Genomic DNA, 17,064 nt, shown 5'->3' on the forward strand with positions numbered 1-17,064 from the left:
CCAGGGCTCAGCCGGGCGGGCGGGCGGACCGTCGTCGGCCGTGCGGGACGCTATGCGCGGCCGGCCGTCTTCTGCGTCTTGCGGGTGATCGCGTCGATGACGACGGTCGCCAGCAGCACGCCACCGGTGATCATGTACTGGACCGGCGAGGCGATGCCCTCCAGGGCGAGGCCGTACTGGATCGAGACGATGACCATCACACCGAGCAGCGCGTCCCAGGTGCGGCCGCGGCCGCCGAACAGGGACGTACCGCCGATCACGGCCGCGGCGATGACGTTCATCAGGAACTCACCGGTGCCCGCGCCCTGGTTGGCGGAGGCGATCTTCGACGCCACGAAGAGGCCGCCGATCGCCGCGAAGCCGCCGGCGATCGCGAAGACCGAGATCCGGACCAGCTCCACGTTGATACCGGCACGCCGGGAGGCCTCGACGCTGCCGCCGAGTGCGAAGATCTTGCGCCCGTAGGCGGTGCGGCGCAGGACGAAGTCCGTGAGCAGCAGGAACGCCAGGAAGATCACCACGGCCAGCGGCAGGCCCTTGTACTGGTTGAAGACGATCGCCACGGCGAAGGCCAGGATCGCGAGCAGCACCGTGCGCACGATGATCTCGTTCAGCGGCCGGGACGGCACCCCGGCGGCCTCGCGGCGGCGGTTGTCGAAGAACGCGGCGAGGAAGTACCCCGCGGTCACCACGACCGCCAGGCCGTAGGCGGCGGCCACGTCGCTGAAGTAGTAGCTGGTCAGCTTGACGACGACACCGTCGGAGTCGAGGTTGATCGTGCCGTTGTCGCCCAGGATCTGGAGCATGAAGCCCTGCCAGAACAGCAGTCCGGCGAGCGTCACGGCGAAGGCCGGGACACCGATGCGAGCGAAGACGAAGCCGTGGAGGGCACCGGCGGCGGTACCGGTGAGGATCGCCAGCAGCAGGGCGAGCCACTCGTTCATGCCGTGCGTGACGCTCAGCACCGCGAAGGTGGCGCCCGCGACACCGCTGACCGAGCCGACCGAGAGGTCGATCTCGCCGAGCAGCAGGACGAAGACGATGCCGACGGCGATCATGCCGGTGCCGACCATGGCGACCGACATGTCGGAGAAGTTGCCGGCGGTGAGGAAGTTGGAGTTCAGGCTGGTGAAGATGGCCCAGATGATCAGCAGACCGACGACGACCGGTATGGACCCGAGGTCACCGGCCTTCATCTTCCGCTTGAACTCGCCGAGGTAGCCGGCGAAGCCCTGCTCGCGCACCAGCAGCCGGGGGTCGACGGCCGTGACGGCGGCGGCCGCCGCGTCGGTGTTCTCCACCGCGCTGTCCGCGGCGGGGGTGGAGGTCTTGTCGATGCTCACTTCTTGATCTCCCCATTTGCGCGTGCCGCACGACGGGTCACGGCGTTCTCCGTGGCGCCCGTGATGGCGGAGATGATCTCTTCCTGCGAGGTCGACTTGACCTCGAAGACGCCGTTGTTGCGCCCGAGGCGCAGGACGGCGACCTTGTCGGCGACCGCCTTGACGTCAGCCATGTTGTGGCTGATGAGGATGACCGCGTGGCCGCGCTCGCGCAGCCGCTCCACGAGGTCGAGGACCTGCGCGGTCTGCTCGACGCCGAGGGCGGCGGTGGGCTCGTCCAGGATGACCAGCTTGGGCTCGCCGAGCATGGACCGGGCGATCGCCACGACCTGGCGCTGACCGCCGGAGAGGGAGGCGATCGGGATGCGGACGCTGGGGATGCGGATGGACAGCGTGTCCAGGAGCTCGCGGGAGCGGCGCTCCATCTCCACCTCGTCCAGGACGCCGCGACGGCGGATCTCCCGGCCCAGGTAGAGGTTGCCGACGACGTCGATGTTGTCGCACAGCGCGAGGTCCTGGTAGACCGTCGCGATGCCGAGGCTCTGGGCGTCGTGCGGCCTGTTGATCGAGACGGCCTTGCCGTCCCACTCGATGGCGCCCTCATCGATGGGGTGCACGCCGGCGATCGTCTTGACCAGCGTGGACTTTCCGGCGCCGTTGTCGCCCACCAGGGCGACCACCTCACCGGCGTGGACCTCAAGCTCTACCTCGGTGAGCGCCTGGACGGCACCGAATCGCTTGGAGACCCCGCGCAACGCCAGCACGGGCGTAGCGGACACGTGAACCATCTCCTTCGCCGCCTGACCCGGCGGGAGGTTGTGCAGAAGTATTTGGGGGGTGTTCCGTCCGGCGCCCCGCGTAGCTTGCGGGGCTGATGAGTGCGGGGCGCCGGAGGAGCTGGGGCGGCCGGTCCCGGGCGGCTCTAGCCGGCCCTGGACGCGGGTCCGCTTACTTGAGGCCGATCTTGTCGCAGGCGGCCTTGTACTTGTCGGTGCAGATCTCGTCGACCGTGTAGAAGCCGTCCTTGATGACGGTCTCCTTGATGTTGTCCTTGGTCAGCGAGACGACCGGGACGATGACCGCGGGGATGCCCTTGGCGGTGGCGGAGTCGACCTTGTCGTTGGCGATGGAGTCGAGGGACTCGCCCTTGGCGAGCGCGACGGCCATCTCGGCCGCGGTCTCGGCCTCCTTCGGGTACGACTTGAAGACGCTCATGTACTGCTCACCGGTGACGATGCGCTGCACACCCGCGAGCTCGGCGTCCTGGCCGGTGACCGGGACGTTGGAGATGCCGGCGGCCTTCAGGGCGGTGATGATGCCGCCCGCCATGCCGTCGTTGGCGGAGTAGACGCCCTGGATCTTGCCCTTGCCGAGGGCGGAGATGGCGCCCTCCATGTTGGCGTTGGCGTTCTCCGGCTTCCACTCCTTGGTGTCGTACTCGCGGCCGACCTTCACCTTGCCGTCGAGGGCGGCGTGCGCGCCCTGCTTGAACTGGGCGGCGTTCGGGTCGGTGGAGGAGCCGTTCATCATGACGATCTGGGCGTTCTTGGCCTTGTCGCCCAGCGCCTGGAGGAGCGCCTCGCCCTGCGTCTTGCCGACGGTGACGTTGTCGAACGAGGTGTAGGCGTCGATGGGGCCCTCGGCCAGGCGGTCGAAGGCGACGACCTTGATGCCGGCGTCCTTGGCCTTCTTCACCGAGCCCGCGATCGCCTTGTAGTCCACCGCGTCCACGATCAGCACGTCGACCTTGTTGGTCACCATCGTGTCGACCTGCTGGTTCTGCAGGCTGGCGTCCTGCTTGGCGTTGGCGTAGACGACCTCGCCCTTGTTGTTCGTGAGCTCCTTGACCTTCTTCTCGATCATGGGCTTGTCGAACTTCTCGTACCGCGCGGTCTGGTTCTCCGGAAGGAGCAGGCCGACCTTGATGTCGTCGCCCTTCTTCGCGGCCGAGTCGGACGAGTCGTTGCCGTCGCCGGATTCCTTGGCACTGCCACAGGCGGCGAGCGAGACGGCCATGGCACCGGCGGCGAGAGCAACGGCGGCACGACGCATACGCGTGTTCACTTCACAAACCTCCCTGACGAGGCCGCGTCGTTGCGGCCGAGGTGGCTGGAAGTCAACTCGGCCACACGTGCGACGTCAAGAAGTAAATCCTTAACGAGATGACAACGGTGCCATCCGTGCTCTAAGTGAAGGCAGGGGTGGCCGCCGGCAGAGCGCCGGTCGCAGATCCGTCCAAAAGCGTCGAATCGCCCATCTCGCTCAACGCGAGGGCAAGGGCTCCCAGCACCTCCGCACGGCCCCCAAGTGCCCCGGGAAGCACCGAGAGTTGCCGTGCCGCGCTGGGGATGGCGTAACGCCCGACGGACTCCCTTATCGGCCCGAGCACCAGCTCACCGGCCTCGGCGAGATCGCCGCCGAGGACGACTCGGCTCGGGTTGAGCAGGTTGCAGAGGTTGGCGACTCCACTGCCGATGTGGCGGCCGACGTCGGCGATCACCCGACGGCAGCCAGGGTCACCGTCCCGGGCCAGCCGCACGACACCCTCCATCGTCAGATCGGTGCCGTGGCCCGGCTGGAGGAGCGGAAGCACATAGCGTGCTGCCGCGAAGGTCTCCAGGCAACCCCGGTTTCCGCACCGGCAGACGGGACCGGCCTCATCGAGGGTGATATGCCCGATTTCACCTGCTGTGCCGCCGGGTCCTCGGTAGATCTTCCCGTTGATCACCAGACCGGCACCGACGCCGCTGGCGACCTTGATGTACGCCAGGTCCCGCACCCCCCGGCCGCTGCCCCAGACCAGCTCGCCCAGGGCGCCCAGGTTGGCGTCGTTGTCCACGTGCACCGGCACGCCGAGCCGCCCCCGCAGCTCCTCGGCGGGCCGGGTGCCGCCCCAGCCGGGCAGGATGGCGGTCGAGCCCAGCGTCCCGGACTCCACGTCGATCGGGCCGGGCACGCCCAGACCCACCCCGGCGATCTTGGCGCGGTCCACGCCGGTGGCCGCGATCAGCCGGCTGACCAGCTGTTCCGCCCGGTCGAAGCCCTGGTCCGAGGAGGCGTCGACGTCCAGCGGCTCGGACTCCTCGGCGAGCACCTGGTGGGCGAGGTTGCCGAGGGCGACGCGCAGGTGGGTGTGGCCGAAGTCCACGCCGATGACGATGCCGGCGTCCCCGCTCAGCGAGACGCTGCGGGCCCGGCGGCCGCCCGCGGAGGTGGGCGTGACCTCGACGGTCCCGCCGTCCTTCAGTTCCCGGACGATGTTCGAGACCGTGGCCGCGGACAGGCCGGTCGTCCTCGCGATCTCCGCCTGCGTGAGCGAACCGGCGAGCCGTACCGCCCGTACGACGCGTTCCAGGTTGGCTCGGTGCAGCGACGACTGCGACCCGGGAGTCTCCACGACGACCTCCTGCGCGCGGGGCCGCTTCGATGAGGCCCCTTCCATGTCCAACTAGTGAACTCTAAGCTGAGCCGTTCGGGTCACCTCCCGTCAAGAGGTTGAACCGCATCCGGGTCTCCTCCGTGGTCGTCCCCGCCCACACGAGCATGCCGCCCCCGGGTTCCGGGAGCGGCATGAGCGAGGTGTCCGGTGCGCTACTTCAGGGCGCCCGCCGTGAGCCCCTGGACCACCTGGCGCTGGAAGATGATGTACGCGGCCAGCACCGGCAGCATCGCCATGACCAGGCCGGCGAACAGGCCCGACCAGTCGCCCTTGTATCCCTGGCTGACCGCCAGCTGCACCAGGCCCTGGGTGAGGACGTGCTTGTCCGGGTCCGTGTTCAGCACGGTCGGCAGCATGTACTGGTTCCACTGGCCAAGGAAGTTGAAGATTCCCACGCTGATCAGACCGGGCTTGGCCATCGGCAGCATGACCTGGAAGAAGGTCCGCGAGTGGGAGGCGCCGTCCACGAAAGCGGCCTCCGCCACCGACGTGGGCAAGGTCCGGAAGAACCCGGTCAGGAAGAACACCGTGAAGGGCAGCGAATAGGCGATGTAGACCAGGATCAGCCCGTGGATGGTGTTCAGCATCCCCATGTTGTCCACCACGTAGAACAACGGGACCAGTGCGAGCATGATCGGGAAACTCATGCCGGCGATGAACAAGTAATAGATGAACCGGTTGCCCGGAAAGTCGAACCGGGCCAGCACATAGGCCGCCATGGAACCCAGCACCAGGGTGCCGACGAGCGAACCGCCGACCACCAGGACGGTGTTGAGGAAATAGTCGCTCATGTGCGCCTGGGACCAGGCCCGCGACCAGTTGTCGAAGTTCAGCTTGTCGGGCAGCGCCCAGGGCGAGCCGAAGATGGAGGCGTCGTCCTTGAAGGAGGTCATCACCGCCCACACCAGCGGCAGGCCGACCATGATCGCCCAGATGACGAGGACGCCGTGGGAGAAGACGTTGAGGGTGGTGCCCTCCTTCTTCCCCTCCTTCAGTCCGCCGGGGGCGGCCTGGGCCTTGATGACGGGCGTACCGGGTTCGGCCGGTACGGGGGCGGGGGTCTCGGTCGTCTTCATTGATCAGTACTCCAGCCGCTCGCGCCGGCCCAGCCGCATCACGACGGCGGCGAAGGCCAGCGTGACGACGAGCAGGGCGACGCCGATGGTGGTGGCGTAGGCGGCCTGACCGTCACGGAACGCCTTCTGGTACACGTACAGGACCATGACGGTGGTCGAGTAGTCGGGTCCGCCGGGGCCGGTCGTCATGATCTGCACGACCGCGAAGGACTCGGCGCCCAGCGCGAGGATGCCCATGTAGACCCAGCCGGACTGCACGGTGTCCCACAGCAGCGGCAGGGTCACCTTGAAGAAGGTGGTGGCGCGGCTCGCGCCGTCCAGCAGCGCGGCCTCGTACAGCTCCGCCGGGATGGAGGCCATGCCCGCGGAGAACAGCACCACGAAGAAGCCGACCGTCGACCAGACCAGCACCGCCATCACGCACCACAGGGCGATGTCGGGATCGCCGAGCCACAGTGGCTGGACGGAGCCCAGGCCGATCCCGCGCAGCAGCGAGTTGATCGCACCGCTGTCCGGGTTGTACGCGAACTGGAACAGCAGGGCGACGATCGCGATCGACAGCACCTGCGGGAAGAAGTAGACGATCTTGTAGAAGCCGGAGCCGCGCACACCGGTGATCGCCGGGCCGCCGCGGCGGCGCCGTCCACCGACGTTGATCATGAAGGCGAAGAAGAGCGCCAGGCTGAGTGTCACCAGCGGCACCAACAGCGCGAACATCACGCTGTGTTGCAACGACTTCCAGAAGATGTCGTCGTCGAGCATCCGCGAGTAGTTGTCGAAGCCGACCATCTTGAACTCGGGGCTCAGCCCCGTCCAGTCCGTGAACGAGTAGTAGATGGACTGGATGAACGGCCAGATGACGAAGAGCGCGTACAGTCCCAGGGGAACCGCCAGGAACCCCACGATGAACCGGTACTTGCCGTGCTGCATTGCTACCGACCCCGATCTGCGCGCGGGTGGCGCCGCCAGGGCCCGCCCGGCGCGGTGGCGCCGGACAGGCCCTGGTGACGCGTCCTCACTGGTGCTTGTAGTGCTTGATCGACGAGTCCTTGGCGGCTTCGTCGGCGTAGCCCTGGATCTTCTTGATGGTCTCGGCCGGGGTCATCCGGCCCGCCATCATCTCGCCCAGGCAGGAGACGCCGATCTTCTCCTTCTGGAGCTGCACGTACCAGTCCTGCATGCGCGGGTTCACCACGTTGTCGCCGGCCAGCTCCAGCGCCGCGACGCCCGACTTGAGGCCCGGGGTCAGCTCGATGCCGTCGGTGCCGCCGTTGTAGGCGCTCAGGGACTTCACCTTGCTGGTGAAGTTCTTGGAGGACGCCTCGCTGAGCATGATGCGCAGCTGCTCCATGCCGCCGGCCCCGTTGGCCGCCTTGGCCGGCACGATGAAGGGCTCGCCGCCGGACGCCCAGATGGTGCCGAAGGGCATCTTGTCGGAGTCGTCGATGCCGGGCGGCGCGGAGACGGCGAGGTCGAAGTCGGCGGGGATGACCTTGGCCGACTCGTTCTCCACCCAGGAGCCGTTGGGGATGAACAGGGCCTTGCCCTTGGCCCACGCGGTCTGCGACTGGATGTGGTCCAGGCCCGGGGTGCCCTTGAGGATGTAGCCCTTCTTGTACAGCTCGTACCAGGCCTCGAAGACCGTCTTGACCGCCGGGTGCTTCCAGGCGTTGGGCTCGAGGTTGTCGATGGCGTTCAGCACCTCGACGCCGCCGACCTTGGCGATCATCGGGGACATCGAGAAGGGGATGTAGTACGGGTACTTGCCGGCGTAGGTCCAGCCGGCCATGCCCTTCTTCTTGGCCTTGGCGCAGACCGCGAGCATCTCGTCCCAGGTCTTGGGGTACTCCGCGTCCAGGGAGTCCAGGGCCTTCTGGGAGTACCAGTTGCCGTACACCGTGTAGGCGTAGTACATGATCCAGACCGGGTCGCCGTCGAACTGGCCCATCTCCACGATGCCGGGGCGCAGCGTGTCGCGGACCTTCTTGTTCGGGTCGTCGTAGGACGGGGCGTCGAGCAGCGGGGTGAGGTCGGCGAGCTGCTTCTTGCCGACCAGGACGCCCATGTCCATCTGCTCGGCGCCGGAGTTGTCGACGAGGTCGGGCGGGTTGCCGCCGTTGAAGCGCGGCTGGAGGGTGGACTGGATCTTCTGGGTGGCGGCGAACTTCACCTTGGCCTTCGGGAAGGCCTTCTCGTACAGCTTCACGGCGTCCTCGGCGTACTCCTTGCCGAAGCCGCCGTCGAAGAGGACGAATTCCATCTGGGCGCTGTCGTTGACCGCGAGCGGGTTCTTGGCGGACTTCTCGCCCGCCTCGGCCTTCTTCTGGTCGTCCCCGCCGCCGCTCGCGCAGGCGGACAGGAAGCTCATCGTGGGTACGGAGATCAGGCCGAGCGCGGCAGACCGCTTGATCAGATCGCGGCGGCCGACGCCCCTACCGTTGTTCTCGGCGGAAGTGGATCCCATGCTCAAGTCCTCGCCTTCTCCAGGACTCAGGCGGTGAACCGGATCCTCCCGGCACCGCGATCGGGTCACGCTGGGTCGTGCAGGAAATGCGGGTACTGCTTGTGCGGTCACAGATACTGTCACCGCTGATCGGGCGCCTTGGACGGTTCCTCGTCGCGGTTCCCCCCGTATCCCCCGGTGGCCGACAGGTATAGTCCACTTTCCGTCGGCGGAGCAAGATCGAATGCAAGGTTCGCGGTACGTCTTTTCCGAGTTGAGACCTCCCGGAAATATGAACGGCCGGTGCGCCGCATGCCGGAGGAATCCCTGCCATAAGCACCGAATGCCACATCCAACACCCTTGACATCACATGCCACTTGACCCCTACTGGTCCTTGCGCAGTTGATTTGACAACGTTGTCCCACGCGCAGGGAGGGTGGCCAGGACATGCAGTACAGAGTTCGGCACAGATGGGGTCCGGCGGTCGTCATGACGACCGCCTTCGCCTTGGCGGTGGGTTCCCAGGGGGCGGCGGTCGCGCTGCCGGACGCGCCCGCCAAGGCCGACCGGGGGTTCGCGTCGTCCTTCGAGGCCGACGACCCGGCTCCGGACTGGACCGACACCGTCGACACCGGCGCGGACGGCGGCAAGCGGGCCTCCGGTGTGGACGGCGGATACAGCACCGGCATACCCGGCAACGTCACCGAGAACGTCACCGGCGTGCGCGCCAGCGCCGAGAACACGGGCGGCCGGGAGGTGAAGGAGAACCTCGTCGACAACGAGCCGGCCACCAAGTGGCTCACCTTCGCGCCCACCGGCTGGGTGGAGTTCGACCTCGACGCGCCGACGAAGATCGCCAAGTACGCCCTCACCTCGGCCAACGACCACGACGAGCGCGACCCGCTGGACTGGACGCTGAAGGGGTCGGCCGACGGCGAGAACTGGCAGACGCTGGACACCCGCTCCGGGGAGCACTTCGCCGAGCGCTTCCAGACCAAGACCTACGAACTCGCGAAGAGCGCCGAGTTCCAGCACTTCCGGCTGGAGATCACCAAGAACAACGGGGCCGGCGACGCGCTCCAGCTCGCCGACGTGCAGCTGGCCACCAGCGCCACCGAGGTCCCCACGCCCGAGGACATGCTGTCCTTCGTCGACGAGGGCCCGGTGGGCTCGCCGACCGCGAAGGCGAACGCCGGGTTCACCGGCACCCACGCGCTGCGCTACGCGGGCCGGCACACCGCGGACGGCCGGGGCTACTCGTACAACAAGATCTTCGACGTGAACGTCAAGGTCGACCGGCGCAGCGAACTGTCGTACAAGATCTTCCCGTCGATGGCCGACGGCGACCTCGACTACGACGCCACGAACGTCTCCGTCGACCTCGCCTTCACCGACGGCACCTACCTGAGCGACCTCAAGGCCACCGACCAGCACGGGTTCCCGCTGACGCCGCGCGGTCAGGGCGACGCCAAGATCCTCTACGTGAACCAGTGGAACAGCGTCGAGTCGGGCATCGGCTCGGTCGCGGCCGGCAAGACCGTCGACCGGATCCTGGTGGCGTACGACTCCCCCAAGGGCCCGGCGAAGTTCCGCGGCTGGCTGGACGACGTGCGCATCGAGCGGGCCGCGCCCGAGCGTCCCAAGGCCCACCTGTCCGACTACGCGCTCACCACCCGCGGCACCAACTCCAGCGGCAGCTTCTCGCGCGGCAACAACTTCCCCGCGACCGCCGTGCCGCACGGCTTCAACTTCTGGACGCCGGTGACCAACGCCGGTTCGCTCAGCTGGATCTACGAGTACGCGAGCGGCAACAACGACGACAACCTGCCCACCGTGCAGGCGTTCGCCGCGAGCCATGAACCGAGCCCCTGGATGGGCGACCGGCAGACCTTCCAGGTGATGCCGTCGGCCGCCTCCGGTACCCCGGACACCGGCCGGGACGCCCGCGAGCTGGCCTTCCGGCACGAGAACGAGACGGCCAGGCCGTACTACTACGGGGTGCGGTTCGAGAACGGCGTCAAGGCCGAGATGGCGCCGACCGACCACGCGGCGATGATGCGCTTCACCTACCCCGGTGACGACGCGAGCGTCATCTTCGACAACGTCAACGACCAGGCCGGCCTGACCCTGGACAAGGAGAACGGCACCTTCACCGGCTACTCGGACGTCAAGTCCGGCGGCTCCGCCGGTGCCACCCGCCTCTTCGTCTACGGCGAGTTCGACAGCTCGGTCACCGGCGGCGACTCCAGCGGCGTCAAGGGCCACCTGCGCTTCGACGCCGGCCGGGACCACGCGGTGACGCTGCGCATCGCCACCTCGCTGATCAGCGTCGACCAGGCGAAGGACAACCTGCGCCAGGAGCTGCCGAAGCGCGCCTCCTTCGACAAGGTCAAGCGCGACGCCCAGAAGCAGTGGGACGAGATCCTCGGCAAGGTCGAGGTCGAGGGCGCCACGCAGGACCAGCTGACCACGCTGTACTCCGGCCTCTACCGGCTGTACCTGTACCCGAACGCGGGCCACGAGAAGGTCGACGGCAGGTACAAGTACGCCTCCCCGTTCTCCAAGGCGGTCAAGGAGAACACGCCGACCGAGACCGGCGCCAAGATCGTGGACGGCAAGGTCTACGTCAACAACGGCTTCTGGGACACGTACCGGACCGCCTGGCCCGCGTACTCCTTCCTCACCCCGTCCCAGGCCGGTGAGCTGGTCGACGGCTTCGTGCAGCAGTACAAGGACGGCGGCTGGACCTCGCGCTGGTCCTCCCCCGGCTACGCGGACCTGATGACCGGCACCTCCTCCGACGTGGCCTTCGCCGACGCCTACGTCAAGGGCGTCGACTTCGACGCGAAGGCGGCGTACGACGCGGCGGTCAAGAACGCCACCGTCGTGCCGCCGTCCTCGGGCGTGGGCCGCAAGGGCATGGAGACCTCGCCGTTCCTCGGCTACGCCGGTACCGAGACGCACGAGGGCCTGTCCTGGTCGCTGGAGGGCTACCTCAACGACTACGGCATCGCCAAGATGGGCGAGAAGCTCTACAAGGAGACCGGCGAGAAGCGGTACAAGGACGAGTCCGCGTACTTCCTCAACCGCGCCCAGGACTACGTCAACCTCTTCGACGCGAAGGCGGGCTTCTTCCAGGGCAAGGACAACAAGGGCAACTGGCGCGTGGCCTCCGAGAAGTACGACCCGCGCGTGTGGGGCTACGACTACACGGAGACCAACGGCTGGGGCTACGCCTTCACCGCCCCGCAGGACAGCCGGGGCCTGGCCAACCTGTACGGCGGCCGGGACGGCCTCGGCGACAAGCTCGACGCGTACCTGTCCACCCCGGAGACCGCTTCCCCGGACCTGAAGGGCTCCTACGGCGGGGTCATCCACGAGATGGTCGAGGCGCGGGACGTCCGCATGGGCATGTACGGGCACTCCAACCAGGTCGCCCACCACGCCCTGTACATGTACGACGCGGCCGGGCAGCCGTACAAGACGCAGAAGAACATCCGCGAGGTGCTCCAGCGGCTGTACACCGGCAGCGACATCGGCCAGGGCTACCACGGCGACGAGGACAACGGCGAGCAGTCGGCCTGGTTCCTCTTCTCCTCGCTCGGCTTCTACCCCCTGGTGATGGGCAGCGGCGAGTACGCCGTCGGGTCCCCGCTGTTCACCAAGGCGACGGTGCACCTGGAGAACGGCCGCAAGCTGGTCGTCAAGGCGCCGAAGAACAGCACGAAGAACGTCTACGTGCAGGGCCTGAAGGTCAACGGCAAGCGCTGGAACTCCACTTCGCTCCCCCACTCGCTGATCGCGAAGGGCGGCGTCCTGGAGTTCGACATGGGCGCGAAGCCCTCCTCGTGGGGCACGGGCGAGAAGGCGGCGCCGCCGTCGATCACCCAGGGCGACGAGGTGCCGGCCCCGCGCACCGACGCGATCACGGGCCAGGGCGCGCTGTTCGACAACACCTCGGCGACGGACGCGAACGTGACGTCGGTGGACCTGCCCGTGTCCGGCGAGGGCGCCGAGGCGGTCCAGTACACGCTCACCTCGTCGGCGGACCGCACCAAGGCCCCGACCGGCTGGAAGCTCCAGGGCTCGGCCGACGGCACCACCTGGCGGACGCTGGACGAGCGCTCCGGCGAGTCCTTCGCCTGGGACCGGCAGACGCGCGCGTTCTCGGTGAAGTCGCCGGGCACGTACGCGAAGTACCGGCTGGTCCTGGACGGCGAGCACACGCTGGCGGAGGTGGAACTGCTGGCCTGAACCCGAAGGTGAGCAGGGAATGACATTGCGGGGTACGCCGGGCGACCGGCGTACCCCGCAAAAGGTTGTACGCCCCACGTTGCACTTGCGTACCTGTTCTGTACCGCTCTCGTCCCCGGCCGTAAATCTGGTTGACCTGTGAACGTCATGTGTAAGGATCACGAAGTATCCCGGGATCCTGCGGACTTACCCGTCCGTGATCCCTCCGCATGACCAAATGGAGGATCCACGTGGCCAAAAGCTCCGGCCTGAACACGCGTCGCGCCCTGGCGCGTGCCACGGCTGCGGCGCTCACTGCCGCACTGGTGGCGACCGGTACGAGTGCCGCGGTCGCCGCCGACGGCCCCGGGCGTTCCACCTCGAAGACGCCCGTCGACGCGAAGGCGTCGGACGCCTCGAAGTTCGGCGCAGGCGCCGCCGAGGACGAGTACGCCCCCGTCAACCCGCTCTTCGGCACGGACGCCAGCGGCGTACTGTGGGCCTACCTGCCCGACTTCAAGGGCGGTCTTGACTCCGAGCGGATCTGGAACGGCTCCGGCTGGCAGAACACCCGCTTCATCACGCAGGTCGACCACGACAACGACGGCTCCTCGGACGGCATCTGGGACGTCACCGGCAACCAGCTCAGCTACACGCAGTGGGGTGACGACTTCCAGCAGCTGGTGGGCAACGGTTGGAACATCTACGACCGTCTGCTCTCCGCCGGCAACCTCGGTGGCGCCGGCGCCGACGACCTGCTCGCCCGAGACAAGTCCGGCGTGCTGTACCTGTACCTGGGCTACGGCAACGGCAAGCTGACCCAGCGCTACAAGGTCGGCGGCGGATGGAACGCCTACACGCACATCGCGGGCCAGGGCGACCTGACCGGTGACGGCAAGGACGACATCGTCGCCAAGGACAGCTCCGGCGTGCTGTGGCTCTACAAGGGCACCGGCAACTACAAGGCGCCGTTCACGTCCCGCACCCGCGTCGGCGGTGGCTGGAACACGTACAACAACATCCTCTCCGTCGGCGACATCGACATCGACGGCATCACCGATGTGGTCGCGCGCGACAAGAACGGTGCGCTGTACCTGTACAAGGGCACCGGCAACGCCGCTTCCCCGTTCAAGTCCCGGGTGAAGATCGGCAGCGGTGGCTGGAACACGTACCGCCTGATGTTCTGAGGCGAACAGACGCGAGGGCCGCGCTCCCGGCGACGGGAGTGCGGCCCTCGGCTTGTGCGGCCGCCGCCTACTTGCGGATCAGGCTGCGCAGCACGTACTGCAGGATGCCGCCGTTGCGGTAGTAGTCCGCCTCACCCGGGGTGTCGATGCGGACGACCGCGTCGAACTCGACGCCGGTGTCGGTGGTGACCTTCACCGTGCGCGGGGTGGTGCCGTCGTTCAGCTCGGTCACGCCGGAGACGGAGAAGGACTCCTCGCCGGTCAGACCGAGGGAGGCCGCGGTCTGGCCCTCCGGGAACTGGAGCGGCAGGACGCCCATGCCGATGAGGTTCGAGCGGTGGATGCGCTCGTAGGACTCGGCGATGACGGCCTTGACGCCGAGGAGCGCGGTGCCCTTGGCGGCCCAGTCGCGGGACGAGCCGGAGCCGTACTCCTTGCCGGCCAGGACGACGAGCGGGATGTTCTGCTCGATGTAGTTGCGGGAGGCGTCGTAGATGAACGACACGGGCCCGTCGGCCTGCGTGAAGTCGCGGGTGTAACCGCCCTCGGTGCCCGGCGCGATCTGGTTGCGCAGGCGGATGTTGGCGAAGGTGCCACGGATCATGATCTCGTGGTTGCCGCGGCGCGAGCCGTAGCTGTTGAAGTCGCGGCGCTCGACGCCGTGCTCCGTCAGGTACTTGCCGGCCGGGGTGTCGGCCTTGATCGCACCGGCCGGGGAGATGTGGTCGGTGGTGACCGAGTCGCCCAGCTTGGCGAGCACCCGGGCGCCGGAGATGTCCTCGACCGGGGCCGGCTCCATGCCCATGCCCTCGAAGTACGGGGGCTTGCGGACGTAGGTGGACTCGCTGTCCCACTCGAAGGTGTCGCCGGTCGGGATCGGCAGCGCCTGCCACTGGGCGTCGCCCGCGAAGACGTCGCTGTAGGACTTGGAGAACATGTCCTCGCCGATGGTGTTGGCGACGACGTCGTTGACCTCGGCCTCGGTCGGCCAGATGTCCTTGAGGTAGACCGGGTTGCCGTCCTGGTCGGCGCCCAGGGCGTCCTTGGTGATGTCCACCTTCATGGAGCCCGCGAGGGCGTAGGCGACGACCAGCGGCGGGGACGCCAGGTAGTTCATCTTGACGTCGGGGTTGATCCGGCCCTCGAAGTTGCGGTTGCCGGAGAGCACCGAGGTGACCGCGAGGTCGTGGTCGTTGACGGCCTGGGAGACCTCGTCCGGCAGCGGGCCGGAGTTGCCGATGCAGGTGGTGCAGCCGTAGCCGACCAGGTTGAAGCCGACCTTGTCGAGGTAGGGGGTCAGGCCCGCCTTCTCGAAGTAGTCGGTGACGACCTTGGAGCCCGGGGCGAGGGTGGTCTTGACCCACGGCTTGCGGGTCAGGCCCTTCTCGACCGCCTTCTTGGCCACCAGGGCGGCGGCGACCATGACGTACGGGTTGGAGGTGTTGGTGCAGGAGGTGATGGCCGCGACCGTCACCGCACCGTGGTCCAGCTCGTAGGTGGTGCCGTCGGGGGCGGTGACCGGGACCGGGTTGGACGGCACGCCGTTGGTGACGGCGGGGGCGTCGGAGGCCGGGAAGGACTCCTGGCCCGCCTCGTCCACGCTGTCGACGTAGTTGCGCACGTCCTGCTTGAACTGCTCGGCGGCGTTCGCCAGGACGATGCGGTCCTGCGGGCGCTTCGGACCGGCGATGGAGGGCACGACCGTGGAGAGGTCGAGCTCCAGCTTCTCGGAGAAGTCCGGCTCGGCCTTCGGGTCCAGCCAGAGGCCCTGCTCCTTGGCGTACGCCTCGACGAGGGCGACCTGCTGCTCGCTGCGGCCGGTCAGGCGCATGTAGTTCAGCGTCTCGTCGTCGACCGGGAAGATCGCGGCGGTGGAGCCGAACTCCGGGGACATGTTGCCGATGGTGGCGCGGTTGGCCAGCGACGTGGCGGCGACACCCTCGCCGTAGAACTCGACGAACTTGCCGACGACGCCGTGCTTGCGCAGCATCTCGGTGATCGTGAGGACCAGGTCGGTGGCGGTGGTGCCGGGGGTCAGCTCACCGGTGAGCTTGAAGCCGACGACGCGCGGGATGAGCATGGAGACCGGCTGGCCGAGCATCGCGGCCTCGGCCTCGATGCCGCCGACGCCCCAGCCGAGGACGCCGAGGCCGTTGACCATGGTGGTGTGCGAGTCGGTGCCGACCAGGGTGTCGGGGTAGGCCTTGCCGTCACGGATCATGACGACGCGGGCCAGGTGCTCGATGTTCACCTGGTGGACGATGCCGGTGCCGGGCGGGACGACCTTGAACTCGTCGAAGGCGGTCTGGCCCCAGCGCAGGAACTGGTAGCGCTCCTTGTTGCGGCCGTACTCCAGGTCGACGTTCTGCTTGAAGGCGTCGTTGGTGCCGAACTTGTCGGCGATGACGGAGTGGTCGATGACCAGCTCGGCCGGGGCCAGCGGGTTGATCTTCGCCGCGTCGCCGCCCAGCTCCTTGACGGCCTCGCGCATGGTGGCGAGGTCGACGACACAGGGCACGCCGGTGAAGTCCTGCATGATCACGCGGGCCGGCGTGAACTGGATCTCCTGCGACGGCTGGGCCTGCGAGTCCCAGCCCCCGAGGGCGCGGATGTGGTCGGCGGTGATGTTCGCGCCGTCCTCGGTGCGGAGCAGGTTCTCCAGCAGCACCTTCAGGCTGTAGGGAAGGCGCGCGGAGCCCTCGACCTTGTCCAGCCGGAAGATCTCGTAAGACTCGTCGCCCACCTGCAGTGTGCTGCGGGCGTCGAAGCTGTTCGCCGACACGACAGTCTCCTTCATTTATGTGCGCGTACCACCGCATCCTGCCGCCACGCCCCCCCGGCCGATCCGCTAAGGTAAGGCTAAGTTAGGTAACCCTTACCGCCAGGCCTGGTAGCGGCGTGCGACTGCGGTACGCCTCGGCAGATATCTCGATGTCGAGATAACTCTAGTACATAGGGGCGGCCCGGTCATGTCCGGGCGCCGTGTGGCGTACGCCCCATCCCGGGTGACCCGTGCGGCCATCAGTACGCCGAACGGGGGTATCCGATGCGTGCCGGACCGACCCGGCACGACTCGGAAGGGGGCACGATGCCGCTCACGTTCCGCAAGAGCTTCCGGATCCTCCCCGGAGTGCGGCTGAACATCAACAAGCGTTCGTGGTCCATCACGACCGGAGGCGGGAACGGCCCGCGCCACACCCGCAGCAGTACCGGACGACGTACGACATCGATGGATTTGCCGGGACCTTTCGGATGGCGTCGTACGACGACGAGCAGGCGCCGCTGAGCCGTCACCAGCGGTTTCTTGACGTCACGTCACCCGAACGGACCCCCCGAGAGGCG

11 protein-coding genes are annotated in these 17,064 nt (G+C 67.7%); 3 read left to right on the forward strand and 8 right to left on the reverse strand.

Annotated features, from left to right (window positions below):
- Window positions 1-50: 50 nt before the first annotated feature.
- The 7 genes from BZZ08_RS06555 to ngcE form a co-directional block, all read right to left on the reverse strand.
- Complete coding sequence (locus BZZ08_RS06555; protein WP_104631181.1) at window positions 51-1,343, reverse strand: sugar ABC transporter permease; 1,293 nt, start codon at window positions 1,341-1,343, stop codon at window positions 51-53.
- Complete coding sequence (locus BZZ08_RS06560) at window positions 1,340-2,131, reverse strand: ATP-binding cassette domain-containing protein (protein WP_198601322.1); 792 nt, start codon at window positions 2,129-2,131, stop codon at window positions 1,340-1,342. Before BZZ08_RS06560 ends, BZZ08_RS06555 begins: the two co-directional genes overlap by 4 nt.
- A 160-nt stretch (window positions 2,132-2,291) precedes the next feature.
- Window positions 2,292-3,395, reverse strand: a complete 1,104-nt coding sequence (locus BZZ08_RS06565) for an ABC transporter substrate-binding protein (RefSeq protein WP_198601333.1) — start codon at window positions 3,393-3,395, stop codon at window positions 2,292-2,294.
- A 133-nt stretch (window positions 3,396-3,528) separates the two neighbouring features.
- Entirely contained in the window at window positions 3,529-4,740 is a 1,212-nt protein-coding gene (locus tag BZZ08_RS06570) for an ROK family transcriptional regulator (RefSeq protein WP_059298200.1), read from the reverse strand.
- Window positions 4,741-4,934: 194 nt separating this feature from the next.
- A complete protein-coding gene (locus BZZ08_RS06575) occupies window positions 4,935-5,858 on the reverse strand; it encodes a carbohydrate ABC transporter permease (protein ID WP_104631184.1) in 924 nt (307 codons plus the stop codon).
- Between the two features lie 3 nt (window positions 5,859-5,861).
- Window positions 5,862-6,788, reverse strand: a complete 927-nt coding sequence (locus tag BZZ08_RS06580) for a carbohydrate ABC transporter permease (RefSeq protein WP_104631185.1) — start codon at window positions 6,786-6,788, stop codon at window positions 5,862-5,864.
- Window positions 6,789-6,873: 85 nt separating this feature from the next.
- The gene (gene ngcE / locus BZZ08_RS06585) at window positions 6,874-8,322 is read right to left on the reverse strand and encodes an N-acetylglucosamine/diacetylchitobiose ABC transporter substrate-binding protein (protein ID WP_104631186.1); all 1,449 of its coding nucleotides are present in this window, start codon (window positions 8,320-8,322) and stop codon (window positions 6,874-6,876) included.
- 427 nt (window positions 8,323-8,749) lie between these two features.
- Here ngcE and BZZ08_RS06590 point away from each other — a divergent pair, with 427 nt between their 5' ends.
- Together BZZ08_RS06590 and BZZ08_RS06595 are read left to right on the forward strand one after the other, a co-directional pair.
- The gene (locus BZZ08_RS06590; protein ID WP_104631187.1) at window positions 8,750-12,556 is read left to right on the forward strand and encodes a GH92 family glycosyl hydrolase; all 3,807 of its coding nucleotides are present in this window, start codon (window positions 8,750-8,752) and stop codon (window positions 12,554-12,556) included.
- Between the two features lie 230 nt (window positions 12,557-12,786).
- A complete protein-coding gene (locus tag BZZ08_RS06595; RefSeq protein WP_241965389.1) occupies window positions 12,787-13,722 on the forward strand; it encodes an FG-GAP repeat domain-containing protein in 936 nt (311 codons plus the stop codon).
- A gap of 67 nt (window positions 13,723-13,789) precedes the next feature.
- Here the strand turns inward: BZZ08_RS06595 and acnA are convergent, their stop codons facing one another.
- Complete coding sequence (gene acnA, locus BZZ08_RS06600; RefSeq protein WP_104631189.1) at window positions 13,790-16,504, reverse strand: aconitate hydratase AcnA; 2,715 nt, start codon at window positions 16,502-16,504, stop codon at window positions 13,790-13,792.
- A gap of 306 nt (window positions 16,505-16,810) precedes the next feature.
- On the opposite strand from acnA, the gene BZZ08_RS06605 reads away from it, so the two are divergent.
- On the forward strand, window positions 16,811-17,008 hold the full coding sequence (locus BZZ08_RS06605; protein WP_104631285.1) for a DUF4236 domain-containing protein: 198 nt from the start codon (window positions 16,811-16,813) through the stop codon (window positions 17,006-17,008).
- Window positions 17,009-17,064 lie beyond the last annotated feature (56 nt).

The organism is Streptomyces sp. MH60, from assembly GCF_002939385.1.
Lineage (GTDB): Bacteria > Actinomycetota > Actinomycetes > Streptomycetales > Streptomycetaceae > Streptomyces.

Bases quoted from the DNA above. Each gene is read 5' to 3' on its own strand.
- BZZ08_RS06575 (WP_104631184.1), bottom strand. From the start codon at position 5,858: ATGAAGACGACCGAGACCCCCGCCCCCGTACCGGCCGAACCCGGTACG.
- BZZ08_RS06605 (WP_104631285.1), top strand. From the start codon at position 16,811: ATGCCGCTCACGTTCCGCAAGAGCTTCCGGATCCTCCCCGGAGTGCGG.
- ngcE (WP_104631186.1), bottom strand. From the start codon at position 8,322: ATGGGATCCACTTCCGCCGAGAACAACGGTAGGGGCGTCGGCCGCCGC.
- BZZ08_RS06560 (WP_198601322.1), bottom strand. From the start codon at position 2,131: ATGGTTCACGTGTCCGCTACGCCCGTGCTGGCGTTGCGCGGGGTCTCC.
- BZZ08_RS06565 (WP_198601333.1), bottom strand. From the start codon at position 3,395: ATGCGTCGTGCCGCCGTTGCTCTCGCCGCCGGTGCCATGGCCGTCTCG.
- BZZ08_RS06580 (WP_104631185.1), bottom strand. From the start codon at position 6,788: ATGCAGCACGGCAAGTACCGGTTCATCGTGGGGTTCCTGGCGGTTCCC.
- BZZ08_RS06590 (WP_104631187.1), top strand. From the start codon at position 8,750: ATGCAGTACAGAGTTCGGCACAGATGGGGTCCGGCGGTCGTCATGACG.